Origin of the sequence: Paenibacillus thailandensis (assembly GCF_042685365.1) — a bacterium.
GTDB classification, from domain to species: domain Bacteria; phylum Bacillota; class Bacilli; order Paenibacillales; family Paenibacillaceae; genus Paenibacillus_AP; species Paenibacillus_AP thailandensis.
On sequence record NZ_JBHUMY010000010.1, the window covers coordinates 20,689 to 41,459 of the forward strand.

17 protein-coding genes are annotated in these 20,771 nt (G+C 54.1%); 13 read left to right on the forward strand and 4 right to left on the reverse strand.

Annotated elements, in window-relative coordinates; genetic code table 11:
* The first annotated feature begins 16 nt into the window (after nt 1–16).
* The 3 genes from ACFSW5_RS10400 (at nt 17) to ACFSW5_RS10410 (ending at nt 5,640) form a co-directional block, all read left to right on the forward strand.
* Nucleotides 17–946 (forward strand): tyrosine-type recombinase/integrase, encoded by a 930-nt coding sequence (locus ACFSW5_RS10400; RefSeq protein WP_379272365.1) that lies wholly within the window; start codon nt 17–19, stop codon nt 944–946.
* 633 nt (nt 947–1,579) lie between these two features.
* On the forward strand, nt 1,580–4,756 hold the full coding sequence (locus ACFSW5_RS10405) for a carbohydrate binding domain-containing protein (protein ID WP_379272368.1): 3,177 nt from the start codon (nt 1,580–1,582) through the stop codon (nt 4,754–4,756).
* A gap of 386 nt (nt 4,757–5,142) precedes the next feature.
* A complete protein-coding gene (locus tag ACFSW5_RS10410; protein ID WP_379272370.1) occupies nt 5,143–5,640 on the forward strand; it encodes a cysteine hydrolase family protein in 498 nt (165 codons plus the stop codon).
* A gap of 41 nt (nt 5,641–5,681) precedes the next feature.
* Here ACFSW5_RS10410 and ACFSW5_RS10415 read toward each other — a convergent pair whose 3' ends face one another.
* The gene (locus ACFSW5_RS10415; RefSeq protein ID WP_379272372.1) at nt 5,682–6,635 is read right to left on the reverse strand and encodes a helix-turn-helix transcriptional regulator; all 954 of its coding nucleotides are present in this window, start codon (nt 6,633–6,635) and stop codon (nt 5,682–5,684) included.
* 191 nt (nt 6,636–6,826) lie between these two features.
* On the opposite strand from ACFSW5_RS10415, the gene ACFSW5_RS10420 reads away from it, so the two are divergent.
* Nucleotides 6,827–7,714, forward strand: a complete 888-nt coding sequence (locus tag ACFSW5_RS10420) for an SDR family oxidoreductase (protein ID WP_379272375.1) — start codon at nt 6,827–6,829, stop codon at nt 7,712–7,714.
* A 112-nt stretch (nt 7,715–7,826) separates the two neighbouring features.
* Here ACFSW5_RS10420 and gntK read toward each other — a convergent pair whose 3' ends face one another.
* From gntK to ACFSW5_RS10435, 3 genes are all read right to left on the reverse strand, one after another.
* Entirely contained in the window at nt 7,827–9,374 is a 1,548-nt protein-coding gene (gene gntK / locus ACFSW5_RS10425; protein ID WP_379272377.1) for a gluconokinase, read from the reverse strand.
* Between the two features lie 27 nt (nt 9,375–9,401).
* Entirely contained in the window at nt 9,402–10,763 is a 1,362-nt protein-coding gene (locus tag ACFSW5_RS10430; protein ID WP_379272379.1) for a GntP family permease, read from the reverse strand.
* Between the two features lie 65 nt (nt 10,764–10,828).
* A complete protein-coding gene (locus ACFSW5_RS10435) occupies nt 10,829–11,515 on the reverse strand; it encodes a GntR family transcriptional regulator (RefSeq protein ID WP_379272382.1) in 687 nt (228 codons plus the stop codon).
* A gap of 243 nt (nt 11,516–11,758) precedes the next feature.
* Between ACFSW5_RS10435 and ACFSW5_RS10440 the strand changes: the two genes are divergently transcribed.
* From ACFSW5_RS10440 to ACFSW5_RS10480, 9 genes are all read left to right on the forward strand, one after another.
* Nucleotides 11,759–12,820: a M42 family metallopeptidase gene (locus ACFSW5_RS10440; protein ID WP_379272384.1), complete on the forward strand. Its 1,062-nt coding sequence runs from the start codon at nt 11,759–11,761 to the stop codon at nt 12,818–12,820.
* A 181-nt stretch (nt 12,821–13,001) separates the two neighbouring features.
* Nucleotides 13,002–13,484: a hypothetical protein gene (locus tag ACFSW5_RS10445; protein ID WP_379272386.1), complete on the forward strand. Its 483-nt coding sequence runs from the start codon at nt 13,002–13,004 to the stop codon at nt 13,482–13,484.
* Nucleotides 13,485–13,753: 269 nt separating this feature from the next.
* A complete protein-coding gene (locus tag ACFSW5_RS10450) occupies nt 13,754–14,341 on the forward strand; it encodes a TetR/AcrR family transcriptional regulator (protein ID WP_379272389.1) in 588 nt (195 codons plus the stop codon).
* 86 nt (nt 14,342–14,427) lie between these two features.
* Nucleotides 14,428–15,804, forward strand: a complete 1,377-nt coding sequence (locus ACFSW5_RS10455; RefSeq protein WP_379272419.1) for a DHA2 family efflux MFS transporter permease subunit — start codon at nt 14,428–14,430, stop codon at nt 15,802–15,804.
* A 142-nt stretch (nt 15,805–15,946) separates the two neighbouring features.
* Nucleotides 15,947–16,834: a radical SAM/SPASM domain-containing protein gene (locus ACFSW5_RS10460; protein ID WP_379272393.1), complete on the forward strand. Its 888-nt coding sequence runs from the start codon at nt 15,947–15,949 to the stop codon at nt 16,832–16,834.
* A gap of 275 nt (nt 16,835–17,109) precedes the next feature.
* Entirely contained in the window at nt 17,110–17,247 is a 138-nt protein-coding gene (locus ACFSW5_RS10465) for a hypothetical protein (protein WP_379272398.1), read from the forward strand.
* A gap of 480 nt (nt 17,248–17,727) precedes the next feature.
* The gene (locus ACFSW5_RS10470) at nt 17,728–18,942 is read left to right on the forward strand and encodes an MFS transporter (RefSeq protein ID WP_379272400.1); all 1,215 of its coding nucleotides are present in this window, start codon (nt 17,728–17,730) and stop codon (nt 18,940–18,942) included.
* A 27-nt stretch (nt 18,943–18,969) separates the two neighbouring features.
* Nucleotides 18,970–19,956 carry a Gfo/Idh/MocA family protein gene (locus tag ACFSW5_RS10475; protein WP_379272403.1) on the forward strand — a complete coding sequence of 329 codons (987 nt, stop codon included), beginning with the start codon at nt 18,970–18,972 and terminating at the stop codon, nt 19,954–19,956.
* A 267-nt stretch (nt 19,957–20,223) separates the two neighbouring features.
* Complete coding sequence (locus tag ACFSW5_RS10480) at nt 20,224–20,715, forward strand: DinB family protein (protein WP_379272405.1); 492 nt, start codon at nt 20,224–20,226, stop codon at nt 20,713–20,715.
* The last annotated feature ends 56 nt before the right edge of the window (nt 20,716–20,771 follow it).

Consider the following 20,771-nt stretch of genomic DNA (forward strand, 5'->3'; position numbering starts at 1 on the left):
AGGGGGCTTTATCGTTTTGACAATATCGCAGCATGAATTGACGGAAGCATACGGAACGGAATTGGAAGCGTTCGGCATTTGGCTCAAAAACAACGGGATGACCTTCGAGACGCAGCGCGCGTATTTAAGCGACACTCGGCGGTTTCTTCGTCTCATTTACCCCGAACCGGTCGGCAAGACAGGCAAAATCCATATTATGAAGTACTTGTCCGAGGCGAGAGAGCGGGGGGCGGGCGACGAAGCCCGAAACCGCAAGTTGTCCGCGCTGCGAGCGTTCTATAAATCGCTTAACGAAATGGATCTTGCAACCGGCAACCCCGCTGCGCTCACTTCAAAATCTAAAATGCAAAAAAATCGTCTCCCGATTTATCTCGAGGAAGACGAGCTGGAAGAGATGCTTCGCTGCGTCGGAGGCAAATACCGCTACCGCAACTTGGCGATCTTGCTGCTCATGACGTACGCCGGCTTGCGTGTCGGCGAGGTTCACCGTCTCAACGTGGACGATGTGCAGCGCGACGGATCGATCCACGTGCTCGGCAAAGGGCGCAAATGGCGCGTAATCCCGCTTCCGGCGGCGCTTCATCAAGCGCTGGCGTTATCGCTGGAGCAGCGGCTGCAGCCGCGGGGAGGAAGGGAGCAGCCGCTGTTCGTCTCCCAGTTCGGGCGCAGGCTGTCCGTTCGCATGATCCAGACGATCGCCGAGCAGACGTTCGCCCGGTTGAAAGAGCGCATGCCCGATCTGGCCGTCCAGAAGCTATCGTGCCATAAGCTGCGGCATTCGTTCGCCACGATGCAGATCCGAAGCGGCACCGATATCCGGACGCTCCAGGAGCTGCTTGGGCATACAAGCATCGAAACGACGCAAATTTACGCGCATATCGACAATCGGCAGCTGAAAAAGGCAATGGGCAATATCGCGGATAAAATTCCGGTATGGGAAGTATAAAATCAACATAATATTAGTTATGTTAACTTATTGATCGTAGCAGTCGTGGCAGTCGGAGAAGAAGACACCCCCCAGTGTTTTTTTATAGGATTAATTATTCATGACATTAATTAAACTTAAGGCATGACTCCGATTTTTGCTAGCAGCAAAGGGGGGCATGCCCCCTCCTGCAAAATCAATCGAAAACGGAGCTTGAGCGAGCAGTTGGAAGAAAAAGAAAGTAAATAAGCGAGAGAATTGGAAAATTGAGATATGCAAACGTTTGAACCGAACATTATTCTAGATTATTATGTTCTCGAAGTACTTATAAAGCGCTTACACGGCTAACATCTCCGATCTTTTCCCAAGTGTTTTCTCATCTCTTCTTTGGTTCAAACAGCCGCATGCGAACAATGAGGTGATTTTTTCGCCTCTTGAAGCTTTACGCATTGGTTAAAAGCCGGTTGTAAGCCTTATTTTTTGTTCGATTGTGAAAACGTTTGCACAAATCGAACGGAAAGGAGCGTCGATCGTCTAAAGAACATAGCTCGGTTTGCCGGTATTGCTTATCTTTCATTACGTTTTTCAGTGTATTGCCTCATGGTAAATGTGCAATCGGTTGTACAAAAGTAAACGATAAAAGGAGAGTCACGAATGGTCAATAAAAAGGCTTTACATGTATGGCTTGTCTTTTTACTTCTCATCGCGCCATTGCTATCGTTGCCGCCGCAGCAGGCTGAGGCAGCCGATTCGACGGAAAATTCTTTGTTCTCTTGGGATAACGCGACCGTTTATTTTGTCATGACCGACCGATTTTACGACGGAGATCCAAGCAATAACAACTCTTACGGCAGAGCGACGGTTGACGCGACGGGCAAAAAAATCGGCACCTTTCACGGCGGGGATATTAAAGGGCTGACAGCCAAGCTGCAGGAGGGCTACTTCGCAGATTTGGGCGTTAATGTCATCTGGATAACGGCGCCTTACGAGCAGATCCACGGCTGGGTAGGAGGAGGAGACAGCGGCGATTTCTCGCATTATGCTTATCATGGATACTATCCGCTTGATTACACCATGATGGACCGCAATATGGGAACGGTCGAGGAAATGCGCGAATTCGTCGATCTTGCCCATTCGCATGGCATTCGTATCGTCATGGACGTGGTGATGAACCATGCCGGTTACAATACGCTAAAGGATATGGAGCAATACGGATTTGGCGCCATGAACGGCATTACGAGCAGCTGGACGCCGGGTTCGGGTCAGAACTGGCACTCCCACCATAACTACATCGATTATACCAATGCCGGGGCATGGGCGAAATGGTGGGGAAGCTGGGTACGGACGGGCATTTCGGGCTACACGGCCTGCGGAGGAGATGAAAAGACGCAATGTCTCTCCAATCTGCCCGATTTCCGCACGGATTTGACTTCCAGCGTGGGACTCCCTCCCGTGTTAGCCGCGAAATGGGCGCAGGAAACCTCCGGCTACAGCCCATGGATCGTTCCGGCAGCGGCATCACTGCGGCAAGATTTGAACATTGCTCCTGCGGATTACATCGCGAAATGGTTGTCCGCATGGGTGAGGGAGTTCGGCATTGACGGTTTCCGGGTCGATACGGCCAAACACGTCGAGCTGTCCCGCTGGGCTCTATTAAAAAGGGAGGCAAACGCGGCGCTTCAGCAATGGCGTCAGAACAACCCGTCGAAACCCGGCGCAAGCTGGACCGACGACTTTTGGATGACGGCGGAGGTATGGGGGCACGGTGTCGGCAAAAGCGAATATTTTAGCAACGGCTTTGATTCGGTCATTAACTTTGCCTTCCAGAACGCCAATTTTGATTCGTTGGAAAGCATCTATTCGCAATATGCGGGGGCACTTAACACCGATCCGGATTTTAACGTATTGAGCTATATTTCGTCCCACGATACGAAGCTATATGACCGCAGCAGTCTGCTAAAGGCAGGAACCGCGCTGCTGCTTGCTCCGGGCGGCGTTCAAATCTTTTACGGCGACGAGACGGCAAGGCCGTTCGGCGAGACCGGATCGGACAGCACGCAAGGAACGCGTTCGTTCATGAATTGGGGGAGGATAAATGCCGATGTCCTGTCCCACTGGCAGAAGCTGGGGCAATTCCGTAACAACCATATCGCCGTAGGGGCAGGCAGTCACGCCTTAATCTCATCGAGTCCGTACACCTTTAGCAGATCGTACGCCGGCAGCGATGCCGAAGACAACGTCGTGATCGTAACGGGAGCAAGCGGGACCGTGGCTGTGGACGTTTCGTCCGTCTTTGATGACGGTTCAACTGTACGGGATGCGTATACGGGCAACACCGTTGTCGTAGACAACGGAAAAGCGGCGTTTACGGCCCATGCAAACGGGATAATCCTAATTGAGCTTGTATCCGTGTCCGGCAAACCTTCTGTTTCGGCTTCTCCGGCGGGAGGCGCGTTTAAAACGGATACTCAGACGGTTACGCTTTCGGTTGAACGCGCCGATTCCGGCAAATACACGTTGGATGGGAGCGATCCTCGGAACGGCACCTCCTTTTCATCAGGGGATGTCATCACGATCGGGGGGGATATGGCATTTAACGAAACCCGTATGCTTAAACTTTATGCCGAAAACGAATACGGCAGCGTGTCTCGCGAATACGTTTTTACAAAAAAAGACCCGAACCCAGCTATTCAGATCCGTTTCAAGAAGCCTTACGACTGGAGCGCGCCGCAGCTTTATTATTATGAAACATCGCCGGCGATCTCTCAGCCTACTTGGGCGACTTCACCGGCGATGACACCGGAGGGCGGGGACTGGTATGTCTACTCGCTTGTCGGCGTAGACAGCGCGAGAATCATATTCAAAGACAGCAGCGGCCATCAAATTCCGGGCGCTAACCAAGCTGGTCTTCAGGTCGCGGGAGATGTGTGGTACTCGGACCGATTGTACGATTACAATCCGGAAACACCGGATACGTCGGCGCCGTCGGCGCCGGAAGGTCTTGTTCAAACATCGGTTTCGGCGGACAGCGTCAGTCTGGAATGGGCCGCCGCGACGGATAACGTTGAAGTGGCCGGTTATACCATTTACCGGGATGGCTCTAAAATCGGCACGGCAAGCGGGACGTCGTACACAGCTTCCGGCTTAAGCGCTTCGACAACGTACCAGTTTACCGTAGAGGCTTATGATGCAGCCGGCAACGTATCCGCCCCCAGCGATTCGATTAGCGTAACAACCGAAGAGGGCAACACGGCTATCATTTACTATAAACGCGGTTATGCGACGCCTTATATCCATTACAAGCCGGATGGAGGGAATTGGACGACGGCGCCCGGCATAGCCATGACAGAGGATACGGAATATGCCGGATACAGCAAAATAACGATTCCGCTTGGAACCGCCGGCGGACTGACCGCAGCGTTCAACGACGGAAAGGGCACATGGGATAACAACCGCGGTGCAAATTATGTTTTTGAAGCGGGTTCTTCAACCTTTGTAAGCGGAACGATTACGCCGGGAACCCCGCAGCCCGACAGCTTAACATTAACCGTAACCGTACCCGGCGGGACGACGGGGGATTTGTATCTGGCATCCAGCCTGAACGAATGGAATGCCGGGGACGCCAATTATAAGCTCGCCGCCAATTCGGACGGCACCTATTCCATCAAGCTGGAGGTTGCGGCAGGAACAACCTTTCAATACAAATTGACCCGCGGCTCCTGGGAAACGGTCGAAGTGAACGGCAGCGGCGGAGATATATCGAACAGGTCCGTCACAACGGCCGGCGGAGCCCAGCGCATAAGCATCACGGTCGAGAGATGGAAGAGCTGAATGCCGGATTGACGGTCACGCCAAGTCTGGCGTTTAACGATTAAAACGGGTATGAGCACAGAGTAAAGGTCATCGCATGGGCTGAATGCGATGACCTAACTCGTTGAAGGAAAAAGGATAAAGTGTAATATTTCAGAATTTGGTCTTTTTTTCTTTGGCAAATAAGTGATTTTATGGTAATGTAGCTTACAGGAATTTTGATACGATGACTTACTAGGAGCGGCATTCGAAGCGGCTTATGCGCTTATGGCGCCGACCATTTTCGGAATATGGTTCTTGACGGGCTGGGAGATCGGCAATAGCCGCAACGGAAGGCGGACGCAGCAAACAAACTTTTCGACTGCATCAACTTATACTCTAATTCGGATCGGGAGAGGTTACTAGTTATGAAGATCGGATTGCTAATCGTTGATATGCAAAACCAGTTTGTTTACGACGGCCAAATTCCGTTCTCGGCCGTTACAAGAGCTTCCGAATATATTAATCTGATCGCGGATTCGCTGCGCGCAAGCAACCATGTGGTCGTCCATATCCGCGACGTGGAGGAATGGACGGAGGAAACGAGCGACAAATTCGATGTCATTCCGGAGATTAAAGTCGAAGAGACCGACCTTCACGTAACGAAAATGTACTCCAACGCTTTTTGGTACACGGATCTGGAGGAGCAGCTGAAAAATCACGGCGTCGGCTTTGTTATCGTCGCCGGTTTTGCGGCGGAGTACTGCGTCCTGTTTACGTATAACGGCGCGAGAGAACGCGGCTTCAGAGCCGTTATATTGCAGGACGGCATACTGAGTACCAAAAGCGACGTCATTCCGGCCACCTATCGGGACCGCCAAATGATTTCATATTCGGCGGTGGAATATATGGCGGCCGATCGTTAACGCCGTAAAAGAATAAGGAAACAGGACGGGAAGAGCAGAAGCTAGGACGGTTCGGAATAAAGGAGCCGCATAGCCGCAAGCTCTTCTTTTATTTTGCCGACCAATGCTTCCGGCTTTAACACTTGTCCGCTGGAGCCGAAGCCGAGCATGATCTCGCAAGCGGAATCTTCCGTATTAAATTCCACTTCAGCTTCGACATACCCGTTTCCGGCGTTCGAGATACGGAGAACGGTTACGTACCTCCGCTTGCGAAACGACTCGAACGCCTGCTCTTGCAGGCGCACGGTCGCGGGATAACGGGGCAGCCTTTCGATGAACTGCCGGGTAGACTGCCGCCAATAGGCGGCTAAATCGAAATCTGCAGGCCGCTCGAAGCCTTCGTCGAGCATCTCGGCATCGTTTACCCGCGAGACCCGAAAGCTTCGAAGCCCGTCTTCCGAGCGGGCGACGACATACCAGGCGTTCTGCTTGGCGACGAGCCCAAGCGGCTCGACGATGCGCTCGGGCGTATTATTGTATGCGAGCCGAAGCTTCCGCTCGCTCCATACCGCTTCCTGAACGATTTCGAGAAATGGATATTCCTCTCTGGATTCATGCCAGCCCGCCCCGTCGATATGAAGCCGTTCCCTTACCGATTGCGCATCCCGCCTGACAGACTCCGGCGAAGCGGCAAGCAGTTTCTCGATCGCCAGCTCGAAATGCCGGTCATACCCGATATCCCGGAGCGCCCGATGATGGACGCCTGTGCCGAACAGCAAGGAGAGGAGTTCTTCCTTCTTCATGCCGGTAAGGTCGGTAGAATAGTCGTTTAACAGCAGCCAGCCGCCGTTCGGGCCGCGTTCGGCGTAGACCGGTACGCCTGCCGCGCTTAACGACTCCATATCGCGCAGAATCGTTCGTTTGGACACTTCAAGACGGTCGGCAAGCTCCTGAGCCGACAGTTTGCCCCGGTTTTGCAGAAGCAGCACAATCGCAAGCAGCCGATCTCCTTTCATCGCCGATACTCCCTTTCCGGCGCGAAACGGATTGTCCATGGATAAGGATGACATGAAAACGAGCCGTTTGCGCCTGAATCGTACTATTGTTCTTATTGTATCAAAAAATGATGACAGCCGTTGTCATCTAAGCAGAGGTACGATAAAGACGACATCTCGAATTCTTCGTTATTCAGGAAGGGGAAAAGCAAATGAAGCCATTGGAAGGGAAGACGGCGGTCGTCGCCGGCGCGACGCGCGGGGCCGGAAGAGCTATCGCGGTTGAACTCGGAGCGGCGGGGGCAACGGTATATTGTACGGGAAGAAGCGTCCGGGGACAAGCGTCGGATCTGGGACGTCCGGAGACCATCGAAGAAACGGCCGAGCTTGTGACGGCAAACGGAGGGAGAGGCATTGCCGTTCAGGTGGATCATACGGACGAGGAGCAGGTCAAGCGGCTGTTCCGCCGGGTAGCCGGCGAACAAGGCGGCAAGCTGGACATTCTGGTCAACGATATATGGGGAGGGGAGAAGTATATCGATTGGAACGCGCCTTTCTGGGAGCATTCGCTGGCGAACGGGTTGCTGGTCCAAGATCGGGCAGTCCGCACGCATATGCTGAACAGCTATTATGCGGCGCCGCTCATGGTCGGCTGCGGAAGCGGGCTAATCGTCGAAGTGACGGACGGCACAGGGTACCGCTATCGGGGCAACCTGTACTACAGCTTGGCGAAAATATCGGTCATTCATCTCGCTCAAGCGATGGCGGCCGATTTTGCTCCTCATCGGATTGCGGCGATAGCGGTGACGCCGGGTTTTCTGCGCTCCGAGGAGATGCTGGATTATTACGGCGTGAAGGAACATAATTGGCGCGACGCGATTACGGGCGGGCTTCCGAACGCAGAGCATTTCGGCGAATCGGAGACGCCTTACTTCCTTGGCCGGGGAGTCGCGGCGCTTGCGGCGGATCCGGAGGTACTCGGCTTAAGCGGTCAAGTATTGCCCAGCTGGGAGCTTGCCAAGCGTTACGGCTTCACCGACAAGGACGGCCGCTCTCCGGATTGGGGGAGCTACGCGATGAAGAACGGCTTTCCCGTCTGACGGAGGCTAAACGACGTTTCCAAGGAATGCAAGCCTTCTGGCTTCCTGCAGCGAAAAAGAAGGACGGCTCCCCGTAACCGCGGGTGCCGTCCTTTGTTCAATATTTCGCCGATTACCCTTCCAGCAGCGAAGCTTGGAATTTGGCGATCGTTTCGTATTCGTCCTCCAGCTTGCGCGCCAAGCTGATGTAGATGCTCATAAGCCGGTGATAAACGGCCGCATTCGCTTTGTTCGTCTCATGCTCGTGCGTGCTTCCGACCATGCCCGCCACGATGTTCAGGCTGTCGGCCCGGCCGGTCGCGTTAAGACCCAAAACGACGGCGCCCAGCGCGGAGCTTTCGAAGCTTTCGGGCACGACGACGTTCTGGTCGAATATATCCGCCATCATCTGGCGCCACAGCTGCGACCGCGCGAAGCCGCCGGTTGCCTTGATCTGGGTCGGGCGGCCGATCGCCTCTTCCAGCGCAAGAAGCACGGAATATAAATTGAAAATTATGCCCTCCATAACCGCGCGGATCATATGTTCCTTCTTATGATGCAGCGAAAGCCCGAAGAAGGAGCCGCGCGCGTACGGGTTCCAAAGAGGAGCCCTTTCGCCCGTAAAATACGGATGGAACAGCAGTCCTTCCGCCCCCGGGCTTACCCGTTCCGCAATCGCGGACATCATGTCGTAAGGGCTCATGCCGATGCGTTTGGCGGTTTCCACTTCGGATGCGGCGAATTCGTCCCGCGCCCAACGGAAAATGACGCCGCCGTTATTGACCGCTCCGCCGATCACCCACAGCTTATCCGTCAGCGCGTAGCAGAAATAACGTCCTTTCGGATCGGTGATCGGCTTGTCGACGACGGCGCGAATGGCGCCGCTTGTGCCGATCGTAACGGCAACGACGCCCGGCTCGATCGCATTGACGCCGAGATTGGACAGTACGCCGTCGCTTGCCCCGACGACGAACGGGGTGGAGGGGGACAGCTTCATCTGAGAAGCGTATTCGCCGTTCAGCCCGGTCATCGTATGCGTCGTCGGCACGAGCCTGGACAGACGATCGGCCGCGATTCCCGCCACGGACAGCGCCTCCGCGTCCCATTCCAGACGCTCCAGGTTCATCATGCCGGTTGCGGAAGCGATCGAATGATCGACCACGAATTCCCCGAACAGTTTATAAAAAACATACTCTTTAATCGAAATGAATTTATGCGTCCGGTCGAAGATAGACGGATGCTCGCGTTTCAACCACATGAGCTTCGTCAGCGGCGACATCGGGTGAATGGGAGTGCCCGTTCTCCGGTAAATTTCGTGCCCGTTCAACTCTTTCTTCAGCAGCTCCGACATGGCCGCGCTCCGGTTGTCGGCCCATGTGATACAGCGCATCAGCGGCTTGCCGGCCGAATCGACCGGAATGACGCTGTGCATGGCCGAGCTGAACGAAACGAACAGAACCCGCTCCGGATCGACCATGCTCTCGGTCATCACTTGATTAATCGTATGAAGAACGGCATTGAAAATTTGATCCGGATCTTGCTCGGCGATGGCGGGAGTCGGCGTGAACAGCGGATATTCCTCGTTCGCCTTCGCTACGACTTTGCCGTTCTCCTCGAACAGCACCGCCTTCGTGCTAGTCGTTCCCATATCGATACCGATCATGTAGTTTAAAGCATCCATACTTCATTACTTCCCTTCTCGTTTAGATTAGACGAAAGCGCTCAGAACGAGAATGAACACGAGTCCCAGCACGGACAACAACGTTTCCATCATTGTCCAGGATTTTAACGTTTGCGGAACGGACAGGTTGAAGAACTCCTTCACCATCCAGAAACCCGCGTCATTGACGTGTGACAAAATAAGCGAGCCTGCTCCCGTAGCAAGCACCACAAGTTCGACGTTGGCGCCCGGCGTCAAAGCGAGGACCGGCGCAACGATACCCGCAGCGGTCGTCATGGCGACGGTCGCCGAGCCGGTAGCGACGCGGATCAAAGCCGCGACCAGCCATGCGAAAATGATGACGTTGACGTTCGCGTTCGTCGCGATCGTGGCGATCGCGTTGCCGACGCCGCTGTCGATCAGAACTTGCTTGAACGCGCCGCCGCCGCCGATGATCAGAATAATGCCCGCAACGGCCGGCAAGCTGTCCGAAGCGAAACGGTTGATTTCTTCTTTCGTGAAGCCTCTCGCAAAGCCGAGAGAGAAGAAGGCGAACACAACCGAGATAAGCAAAGCCACGATTTCATGCCCGATAAATTCGCAGAATACGGTGAACGGGCTAGTTGCGTCAGGGTCGATAATGCTGGCCGCCGCGCCGATCAGCATCAGAATGACCGGCATCAGAATCGTCAGCATCGTAATCCAGAAGCCCGGCAGCTTGCGTTCCGACTTCAGCGAGAATTGCTCGGCCAGATCTTCGGGAGGCGTAGCGATAATCCGCTTGCCGATAAATTTGCCGAAAATCGGACCCGAGATGATCGCCGTCGGGATCGCGATAATAAGCGAGTACAGGATCGTAAGGCCGAGATTAGCCCCGTAAGCGTCGATGGCGATCATCGGAGCCGGATGCGGAGGCACCAGCCCGTGCACGACGGACAAGCCGGCCAGCATCGGGATGCCGATCTGCAGCAGCGACATGTTCGTTTTGCGTGCGACCGTGAAGACGATCGGGATGAGCAGGATAAGCCCGACCTCGAAAAAGACCGGAATGCCGACAAGGAAGCCGACGAGCACCATAGCCCAGTGTACACGTTTCTCGCCGAATCTGTCGATAAGGGTCGTCGCAATCCGCTCGGCGCCGCCGGATTCGGCCATCATTTTGCCAAGCATCGTTCCGAGACCGATAACGATTGCGATCGTGCCTAACGTTCCGCCGAGGCCCTTTGTAATCGATGTTACGACATCCAGCGCTTGCATGCCCGCCAGCAGTCCAAGCAGCATGGACGCCATCAGCAAAACGACGAATGGATGCCATTTGAAGGTGGAAATGAACACAATCAGAAACGCAATGGCTACTGCCGTCCATACGAGCAGAGTAGCGTCATGATTCAATCCAAAAATCGTAGCCATAGTTGCCTCCCGTTAAATTGTCGTGTAGTTGTAATTTGGGGTACAGGAATGCGAGTCTTCAGCCGTTAATTCGGGATGCTTCGATCGAGCGTATTACGCGAATCGGCAAAATAGGCGCGGACGGCCTCCTCGATGACATGGGCATCTCCGGTTCGCAAGCATTCTAGCAGCGTGCGGTGCTTCTCGATAACGTACGAAATCCGTTGCTCGCCTTCGTTGAAAACGTTCTCGGTTGTAATCAACATAACGGTCAACACCAGTTGGCGAATGCTCTTCCATAAATGCAGAATGCGGTTATGCCTTGCTTCCGTAATAATCGCTTCGTGAAACGACAGGTCCTGAAACGTAAACTCCACGCTGTCCATATGCTTCGATGCGAGCTCCATCCGGTCGATGATATGGCCAAGGCGCAAAAGCAAGCCTTCGTTCGACTGGCCGGCCAGCTGCTGCTGCACGAAGCTTTCGATCAAATACCGGACATCGTAAAGCTCCTTCCGGTCGCGGGCATCAAGACCTCTGACGATTGCGCCCATCCGTTCGAGCTCCAGCAGCCCTTCGGCCGCAAGCGTTCTTAACGCCTCGCGCACCGGCGAACGGCTGATGCCGAAATCGGCGGCGATCCGGTTCTCCGACAAGACTTCGTCTTGCGGAATCGTCCCGCGAATAATTTGCAGACGCAGCTCGCAAGCCACCGCTTCGCCAAGAGATGCGCCGGACAGCCAAGAAGCGGGATATTGCCTTATCATTGTCATCCGAATTCTCTCCTATTCCTTTTCAAGACATGATTTGCAAACCCTTATACGTGTCGACTGACATACGTGTACACTTGTATACAACTTACCTTGTCTATCATATCTCCTTCGACCGAAGTTGTAAATATGATTTTGTAAGCGTAACAATTTTCGATTAAGCGTCCGCTTCGGCGAACGGGACAACGCTGCGGCGCAAGTGTATAATGAAGAGTGTTCCAAACTTAAACGGAGAGTGATGATGAAATGACAGCGCCCGTGCAGCCCCAATTGAACCGGGACTACATATTATCGATACTGGAGAAGCTTCTGCTGACGCCAAGCCCAAGCGGTTACTGCATGCATATTATGAAAATGGCGGCCGAAGAGGCAACGCGGCTCGGCTACGAGCTGGAGCTGACCCCTAAAGGCAACGGCATTATTACGGTTCCCGGGCGGAATCCGAATCATGTGCTCGCATTGTCGGGCCACGTGGATACGCTTGGCGCGATGGTGCGATCCGTCAAGCCGAACGGAATGCTCCGCTTTACGCCGATCGGCGGCTACGCGATGCAGACTGTGGAAGGGGAATACTGCCGTATCCATACCCGTGACGGACGCGAATACGAAGGAACGGTCTTGTCCACGAAGCCTTCCGTCCATGTTTATTCCGACGCACGGGATTGGAAGCGGGAAGAAGCGAACATGGAAATTCGCATCGACGAGACGGTCACCTCCAAGGAAGATACGGAAAAGCTCGGCATCGCGCCGGGAGATTTTATTTCCTGGGATCCGCGTGCCCGTCTGCTGCCGAACGGCTGGATCAAATCCCGTCATCTGGACGACAAGGCGAGCGTCGCCGCTTTGTTCGGCGTCCTGGAGTGGCTGAAGCGGGAAGGGAAGCAGCCGGCTAACACGGTGAAAATCATCTTGTCCACCTATGAAGAGGTCGGCCACGGAACGGCGCATATTCCGCCGGACATCACCGAATTGATCGCGGTGGACATGGGAGCGCTCGGCGACGACTTGTCCGCGACCGAACGGGACGTATCGATATGCGCCAAAGACTCGTCCGGCCCGTACGATTACGGGATGACGTCGAAGCTGATCGAGCTGGCGAAGCGCGAGTCGCTTCCCTATGCGGTCGACATATACCCGCATTACGGCTCCGACGCGTCGGCCGCTTTACGCGGAGGCAGCAACATCCGGGCGGCCCTTATAGGACCCGGGGTGCACGCTTCGCACGGCATGGAGCGGACGCATGCCGACGCGATCGTGAACACGGCGGCGCTTCTGATCGCTTATATGATGGAGCCGATTCTAGCTTAAAGGGAACGATTCGATTTTTATCATTTAATGTGGTTAAATAGATAGGGAGGGCTGTGCGTGAAGGAAAGGATCGCCGTTAATTACATACCTCATGGCTAGCTTAAGTAAGGCCGATGTACCGATAACAGCTCTTTCTCCCGAATGCTGTAAGGAGGATCAAGCAAGAGAGGAAGGAGTGCCGATGGAGCAAGAAGCAAACGAATCCCAAGAGATTATGATTACGGAAGAGGAATGGCATCAGGCGGTTGCCTTGTTTAATCGGGCTTATCCGTATTTTATAGACGAGATTGAGCGCGTGGAAGCCGAACGCGGCAAGCTGAACGACTTTCAGTTGATGCTGGCCGTCTCGCGGGCGAAGGAACGCTTGGTCATCCTCGGATGGAATTGCCGGAAAGCGCTCAATGCGATATTCGACCGATTCGTGGATCTTTACCGGACATCCGGCAAAGAGTGGGCGGAAGATTGGGCCGAGGATACGTTCGGTTCAAGCCGGATTCATGTTCAGCCGCCCGACGATGAACAGCAGCCGGATTATGCGAATCCAAGAATTCACGATTTAAGGATGCTTATTCAAGTGAAGGAAGCGGAGCTGCTGCTGTTATATCAGGAGCTCGTCGAGCTTCAGGACGAGGAGCAGGCTTCGCGCGATGCGTCCTGGTCCTGACAGTCAGAGGGGCGGATGGCTTCATTGGATGCAGATTATGAACCGCCGCGGCGGCGCAGGGACTTTCCCAGCGCCGCCTTTCTCATTTATCCAGTCCCCCAATCATGAAACCATTACTCATCTGCCCCTGAAGCCTATTGCCGCTACGGTTTGGAAGCGCTCGGAAAAAAGTTTACAAATCCATCATTGACTTTATGGGCTCTCTATCGGCTATAATTATGTAGACCGATCGTTATAATTTCATCATAAAGGCAAGGGGGTGCGCAAATTTGCGGGAAAAAACGAATTCTCGCGATACGATCGTGGAAACGGCAGCCGAGCTGTTCGCCAAGCAAGGGTACCACGGCACCGGACTAAACCAGATCATCAAGGAGAGCCGTTGCCCGAAGGGGTCGCTGTACTATTATTTCCCGGAAGGCAAGGAAGAGCTTGCCGTCGAATGCATGCACCGAATTCGCCGGGAAGTCGCGGACAAATGGGAGGAGCTGTTCGCGAAAGCGGAACAGCCTGCCGACGCCATCGAGTCGTTTATCGAAGGGATGGCGAAAGAAGCGGAAGCTTCGGGATTCGATTGTTTTATTCCGTTCAGCTTCTGGATGGCGCCGGAGGCGTCGTCCGTCAGCGGGAAGCTGCGTCAGGCATGCCAGCAAGTATTGGACTCGTGGCAGCGGATCGTATCCGGCCATCTTCAGGCTTCCGGCGTAGCCCGGTCCAAAGCCGACGAAATCGCCATGGTCGTTATTTCGTTGACGGAAGGGGCGCTGCTGCTGGCTCAAACTAACCGGGACTCGCAGCCGATACGGAATGCGGCGAAGTACGTCCGGCTTTTATTTAACAACATTAATAACTTTGATTGAACCGACGGAGGTAGGATAAAGTGGAAGCAACCGTACAACAGCCCGCTATAGAGACACAGGGCAAAACGTTCAAAGCCGTTCCGATCATGCTCGCGCTGCTTATAAGCGGCTTTATCGGCATGTTCAGCGAAACGGCGCTTAACGTCGCGTTAAGCGACTTGATGGAGCTGCTCAGCATAACGCCGGCAACCGCGCAGTGGCTGACAACGGCTTATCTGTTAACGCTGGGAATTCTAGTGCCGGTATCCGGCCTCTTGCTGCAATGGTTTACGACAAGGCAGCTATTTGTCGTCGCACTTGTCTTTTCCATTCTGGGCACTTTAACGGCGGCGCTTGCGCCGAATTTCGAAGTTCTTCTCGTGGCCCGCGTCATTCAAGCGATCGGCACCGGCATTATGCTGCCGCTCATGTTCAATACGATTCTTGTCGTCTTCCCGGCTGAGAAGCGCGGAGCGGCGATGGGCATTATCGGTCTGGTCATCATGGTTGCTCCGGCCGTCGGCCCGACCATTGCAGGCCTGCTCATCCAAAACTTGAGCTGGCACTGGATATTCTGGCTGTCGCTTCCGTTTCTGATCGTATCGCTGATTTGCGGCATTCTGTTTATGCAGAACGTATCGACGATTACGAAGCCGAAAATCGACATCTTGTCGATGGTTCTGTCGACGCTGGGCTTCGGCGGCATCGTCTTTGGCTTCAGCAGCGCCGGTGAGGGAGAGCACGGCTTCGCGAGCACGAAGGTGATCGCGGCGATCGCCGTAGGCGTTGTCGCGCTTATTCTGTTCTCGCTGCGTCAGCTTTCGATGAAGAAGCCGATGCTCAACCTGCGCGCCTTCAAATATCCGATGTTCGTGATCGGCCTGATTACCGTTCTCATCTGTATGATGATTATATTGTCCTCCATGCTCGTGCTTCCGATTTATTTGCAGCAAGGGATGGGATTGTCGGCCTTTTCGGCTGGTCTTCTGATGCTTCCGGGCGGTATCATTAACGGCCTGCTGTCGCCGGTCATGGGTCGCCTGTTCGATAAATACGGTCCCAAATGGCTCGTTATTCCGGGCTTCCTGGTTGCCGGCGCGACGCTCTGGTTCTTCTCCGGCATAACGGCGGCTTCGGCATCCGCCTTGATTATCGTGCTGCACAGCTGCCTGATGATCGGCATTTCCATGATTATGATGCCGGCTCAAACGAACGGCTTGAACCAGCTGCCCCGCGAATTTTATCCGGACGGCACGGCGATTATGAACACGCTCCAGCAAGTGGCCGGAGCGATCGGCACGGCGCTTGCCGTAAGCATCATGTCGTCCGGCACCTCGTCTTACTTGAAGACGGCCGCCAATCCGAATCCGGTCGATGCTCTTACGGCAGGCGTACAGGACGCGTTCGTATTCGGCATGATCGTCGCGGTTATCGGTTTCGTGCTTGCGTTCTTTATTAAACGGGTTAATGTTAAATCGGATTAATTATCGGGCGAAAACGGAGAAGAGGAGTTCCTTCGGGAGCTCTTTTTTTCTGCCTTGCGCAATCATAAATCAAACGGGGCAAATTTATCCGTGCTATAATAGCGTATAGCAATCAGCAGAGAATAGATTGGAGTTTGCCGTCATGACCAGAAGGTTAAAAAAGTTTTATATCGAAATTACGAGCATCTGCAACTTGGCATGCAGCTTCTGTCCGCAAACGAAGCGGGCGAAAGGTTTTCTTCAAATCGAAGATTTCAAGAAACGGCTGGATCAGATCAAAGGTTACACCGACTCGATCTATTTTCATTTAAAAGGCGAACCGCTCATGCATCCCAAAATCGGAGAGCTGCTCGATATTAGCCACGAGAAAGGCTTCAAGGTCAATATTACGACCAACGGTACGCTGCTCTATAAAGTGCGGGAGCTGTTGCTGGAGAAGCCGGCGGTCCGGCAAATGAATTTCTCGCTCCATAGCTTCGACGGGCATGCGGGGTCGACGGACAAAGAGGGTTACATCGGGAGCGTCCTTTCGTTCGTCCGGGAAGCCGTCAGCCGCACGGACATGATCATTTCGCTCAGACTGTGGAATTTGGACCAGGACAACGCGACGAACGCGGAGAAGCAGCGCAACCGCGAGCTTCTTGCCCTCATCGAGAAGGAGTTCGGACTGGATTACCGCATCGAGGAGCGGGTGTCGCCGGGCAAAGGGGTTAAGCTGGCTGACCGGGTCTATTTGAATCAGGATTATGAATTCGAATGGCCGGATCTGGCCGCCGAGGAGGACGACGGCAAAGGCTTCTGTTATGCGCTGCGCAATCAAGCGGGCATTCTGGTAGACGGCACGGTCGTGCCATGCTGCCTGGACGGCGAAGGCGTCATCAACCTGGGCAACATTAACGATCGACCGTTCTCCGAGATTCTGGAGGGGGAGCGGGCATCCCGGTTATACGACGGATTTTCGCGCCGCGAGGCGGTGGAGGAGCTGTGCCGCAAATGCGGTTACCGCAAGCGCTTTGGAGCCGGAGCATAAGCCCCGGCAAGGAACGGATAAAAGCATCTATCGAAGTCTTACGAGAACGGTCGACCGCGATTAAGGTTATGTTCTTCGTCCTTTAGAATCTGAACTTCCGACTCCTTCGGAATAATATAAACGGGACTGCGGTATAGGGCAGTTTGCAGCGTGTCCCGAACCAGAATTTCTCGATAAACGGGCTGGTTCTTGCAAGATTGTTTGTCCGTTTCCGATATCACACATCAGAGCCTGAAGTTGTTATATGTGCAAAATCGGAAAAGGAGTGTTGTGCAATGGCGTTTAAAAAATTATTGGATCAAGCGAAGGAAGGATTTATCGCCAAAGCGCCTGAAGAGGTGCAATCGCAGGTTTTCCGGCACATTAACCGATCGCTGGATTTTGCCGCTTACGGCGACGTTTATTCTAGATAAAGAAGGGATAATTCGCCGAGCGAACGTCAATCCGGACTTCATGAGCCGGATGGAGCCTCAGGAAATCATCGATCAATTGAAGGCGCTCTAGGAGAAGCTTGAATGCAGCATCGCGGTTTTGGATTATGAGAGAGAGGGGCTATCCCAAAAGTCATCCTAAATGACAGAGGGGCAGCCCCCTTTTTATGGACCTGACAAGATGTCGGCGGTAGCCGAACTGTGCCCCCTCTGAACGGCAAGACCGGTATTGTAGTCCGTTCGGGAGACGAAACCGCGAAAACAATAATTATACAACTCCGACGCGGAGCTATGACGGCTCTGCGTTTGTTACGCCCGGGCGTTCCTCGCAGGTGTAAGCGGTATTACGCGATATTGACATCAATATCCGTAATCTTGTCGAGTTGTCCTTTGCCGCTAGTTATTCTTGCTCCGGTCGCTTATAATCGAGTAGGAAGCGTTGCAACATGAGAGGAACGAGATATGAAAAAAATCATTTGGATTGGTTGTTTGTCTTACTTTCTGATCGGTCTCGCGCATGTCGTGCTGGGATCGGTCCTGCCTGTGCTGCTGCAGCATTACGGGAAGGAATACAGCGAAGGAGGAACGCTCATTTTCGCCCAATTCGCCGGTTTTCTGGTCGGGGTGCTCTTGTCGCCCGCCATAAACCGCCGTATGGGAAAACGGAACACGCTGCTGCTTTCCATCGCCGTGCTGCTTGCAGCCGAGCTTCTGTACGCCGCGCTTCCGCCTTGGGGCTTCCTGTACGCGATCGCGCCGGCGGCCGGCTTTGGATTCGGCGTCATCGAAGCGGTAATCGGGACGATTATCATCTCGGCGATCAAAGAGAAATCGGCCATCGCGATGAGCCGGCTGGAGGTTCTGTTCGGCGTCGGCGCAATGCTGATGCCGCTTGTCGCCAGCTTGCTTATTTCTGCCGGCTATTGGCGCTTTTCCTTTGCGGTCATTGCGGTGTTTGCGGCGGTTGCTTTCGTCTTATGGCAGCGCGGATCGTTCGGGGAGCTCAGCAGAGTGCTGGACGAGAAGGAAGCGAAGACCACTGCGGGCGAGGCGCAAGTCCGTTCGTTTGTTTACAGAGGCAAAGACCGGGTCGCCCTTGTCTTGTTTATCGTCTTCTTCTTCATTTACGTCGGCACGGAGATGAGCCTGGCGAACTTTATGCCGGCCATGTTTATCTCGAAGCTTGGAATGAACGAAGCTTCTGCGGCCCTAAGCGTAACCTGCTTCTGGATTGCGATGTCGTTCGCCCGTCTGTTCGCCGGGTATATCGCCGAGAAGTTCCGGTACAAGGTGTATTTGCTTTATAGCTGCTTCGCGACGGTTATTTTGTTCGCGGTGCTTCCGTTAGCCGGTCAAGTGTGGTCGTCCTTCGCCGTCGTGCTCCTGCTGGGACTTGCGATGTCGGGCATTTTTTCGATTGCGCTTGTTTTTGTAAGCAAGCTCATACCGGGCTCGGAGGAAACGACGCCCAGCCTTATGATCGCTTCGGGCGGCGTAGGCGGAGCCGTACTGCCGCTTGTCACCGGCTGGAGCTTGGACCACATGACCGTCAATCTATCGATCTGGATGCTTGCCGTTTTTAGCGCGGGGTTGTTGGCGATCATGGCCGTTGCCTACCGCTGGGAGCGGGTTGCGCAGTCCGGCGAACGGGTGCAACCGTCGCATTCCAAAGCGTAATCTAATATGGGGAGAGGATGATCAGGCATGACAAAGTCCATTAAATGGGGAATTCTCGGAACCGGCGGCATTGCCGAAAAGTTTACGTCGGATTTGGCTTACGCCACCTACGGGGAGGCTGCGGCCGTTGGCTCAAGGACGCTGGAGAGCGCGAAGCGCTTTGCCGACAAGTTCGGCATTCCGCAAGCGCACGGGAGCTATGAGGAGCTGGCGAACGATCCGGATATCGATGCGATCTATATCGCGACGCCCCATCCTTTTCACAAGGAAAATGTGTTGACCTGCCTCAAAGCCGGCAAAGCGGTTTTATGCGAAAAACCGTTTACGATCAACAGCGGCGATCTGGAAGAGCTGACTTCGTACGCCAAAGAAAACGGGCTGTTTCTGATGGAGGGCATGTGGACCCGCTTCCTGCCGGCCGTCATTCGCGCGAAGGAATGGATCCGCGACGGTCGGATCGGCGAAGTGCTGCACGTGAAAGCCGATTTCGGTTTCCGTACGACGGGCAACCCGGAGGGAAGAATGCTGAACCCGGCGTTAGGCGGCGGCGCGCTGCTCGATGTAGGAATTTACGTCGTGTCGTTTGCGTCAATGATATTCGGCGCGGAGCCGGAGAAGGTGATCTCTACGGCGCATATCGGGGAGACGGGCGTAGACGAACAGAATTCCATTATCCTCGAATACGGCTCCGGCAAGACGGCCGCGCTCAGCAGCGCAATCCGGGTCGAGCTGGCGAATGAAGCGTACATATTCGGCACGGAAGGTTATATTCATTTGCCGTCCTTCTTTAACGCCAAGACGGTGACTTTGCTGCGTCACGGCCAGGTCGTCGATCAATACAAGGATGAACGCAAAAGCCTGGGCTACAACTTCGAAGCGGACGAGGTTGCGCGCTGCTTGAATAACGGGCGGACGGAAAGCGGAGGTATTCCTCTTGACGAGTCGCTTGCGATCATGAAGCTGATGGATGCCGTCCGGCAGCAGTGGGGTCTTCGATACCCGATGGAAAATTAAAAATTGTCAGCGATGCCGTCGTTCCTGCGGGAGCGACGGCTTTTTTTTGAAATATAAGAAGTATTATTTTCAAAGCTTATACTTTGTTTACGGAGGATAGAGAACGACTGTATAATTTTGGAGAGATGCTAGGATAGGAGAGGCAAGTCGGCTTCGCTTCGTTTCCCGGAATCTCATATTGTTTCGTTATATCGGTTTGTTACATAGAACTTTGTGTTAGAAACCGTAAGCTGTTTTAGAATAAATCTGAATTTACGGAGGAATTGGATGAAAATCATGTTTCGTTACAATTGGCAAATTCGCGAAGAGTGGTACCGCTGGTGCGAGCAGGTTCCGGAAGAGGAATTGCTCCGGGCGCGAACGGGAGGTGTGGGAAGCGTATTGAAGACGCTCTTTCATATCGCGGACGTGGAATGGAGCTGGATTCGAATTTTGAAAGGGCAGCCGGACTTCGAGGAGCCGTTCGAAAGCTATGCCAGCCTGGACAAGGTCCGAAAGCTCGACGCCGCTTTCCGGGCGGAGGTGGAGTCGTTCGTCAACGCATGGGAGGAAAGCATGGAAACCCGCCCACTCTATCTTACGAGGCCGGACGGCAGCGTCGAGATCGAGGCATGGGGAACGATCATGCGTCATGTCATCGCCCATGAGATTCACCATATCGGACAGCTGTCCGTATGGGCGAGGGAAATCGGCCTTGCGCCGGTATCCGCCAATGCGATTCGCAAAGGGCTGATCCAGCCCAATATTGCGCGCAAGTGATCGGATGTTTTCGAGCGGGGCTCGGAGTTACCTCGGAGTTACTGAGTTACTAGCAT

What these genes read in the sequence shown, in the direction of transcription:
- ACFSW5_RS10405 (WP_379272368.1), top strand. Translation starts at nt 1,580, where the DNA reads ATGGTCAATAAAAAGGCTTTACATGTATGGCTTGTCTTTTTACTTCTC.
- ACFSW5_RS10410 (WP_379272370.1), top strand. Translation starts at nt 5,143, where the DNA reads ATGAAGATCGGATTGCTAATCGTTGATATGCAAAACCAGTTTGTTTAC.
- ACFSW5_RS10415 (WP_379272372.1), bottom strand. Translation starts at nt 6,635, where the DNA reads ATGAAAGGAGATCGGCTGCTTGCGATTGTGCTGCTTCTGCAAAACCGG.
- ACFSW5_RS10420 (WP_379272375.1), top strand. Translation starts at nt 6,827, where the DNA reads ATGAAGCCATTGGAAGGGAAGACGGCGGTCGTCGCCGGCGCGACGCGC.
- gntK (WP_379272377.1), bottom strand. Translation starts at nt 9,374, where the DNA reads ATGGATGCTTTAAACTACATGATCGGTATCGATATGGGAACGACTAGC.
- ACFSW5_RS10430 (WP_379272379.1), bottom strand. Translation starts at nt 10,763, where the DNA reads ATGGCTACGATTTTTGGATTGAATCATGACGCTACTCTGCTCGTATGG.
- ACFSW5_RS10435 (WP_379272382.1), bottom strand. Translation starts at nt 11,515, where the DNA reads ATGACAATGATAAGGCAATATCCCGCTTCTTGGCTGTCCGGCGCATCT.
- ACFSW5_RS10440 (WP_379272384.1), top strand. Translation starts at nt 11,759, where the DNA reads ATGACAGCGCCCGTGCAGCCCCAATTGAACCGGGACTACATATTATCG.
- ACFSW5_RS10445 (WP_379272386.1), top strand. Translation starts at nt 13,002, where the DNA reads ATGGAGCAAGAAGCAAACGAATCCCAAGAGATTATGATTACGGAAGAG.
- ACFSW5_RS10455 (WP_379272419.1), top strand. Translation starts at nt 14,428, where the DNA reads ATGCTCGCGCTGCTTATAAGCGGCTTTATCGGCATGTTCAGCGAAACG.
- ACFSW5_RS10460 (WP_379272393.1), top strand. Translation starts at nt 15,947, where the DNA reads ATGACCAGAAGGTTAAAAAAGTTTTATATCGAAATTACGAGCATCTGC.
- ACFSW5_RS10465 (WP_379272398.1), top strand. Translation starts at nt 17,110, where the DNA reads ATGGCGTTTAAAAAATTATTGGATCAAGCGAAGGAAGGATTTATCGCC.
- ACFSW5_RS10470 (WP_379272400.1), top strand. Translation starts at nt 17,728, where the DNA reads ATGAAAAAAATCATTTGGATTGGTTGTTTGTCTTACTTTCTGATCGGT.
- ACFSW5_RS10475 (WP_379272403.1), top strand. Translation starts at nt 18,970, where the DNA reads ATGACAAAGTCCATTAAATGGGGAATTCTCGGAACCGGCGGCATTGCC.
- ACFSW5_RS10480 (WP_379272405.1), top strand. Translation starts at nt 20,224, where the DNA reads ATGAAAATCATGTTTCGTTACAATTGGCAAATTCGCGAAGAGTGGTAC.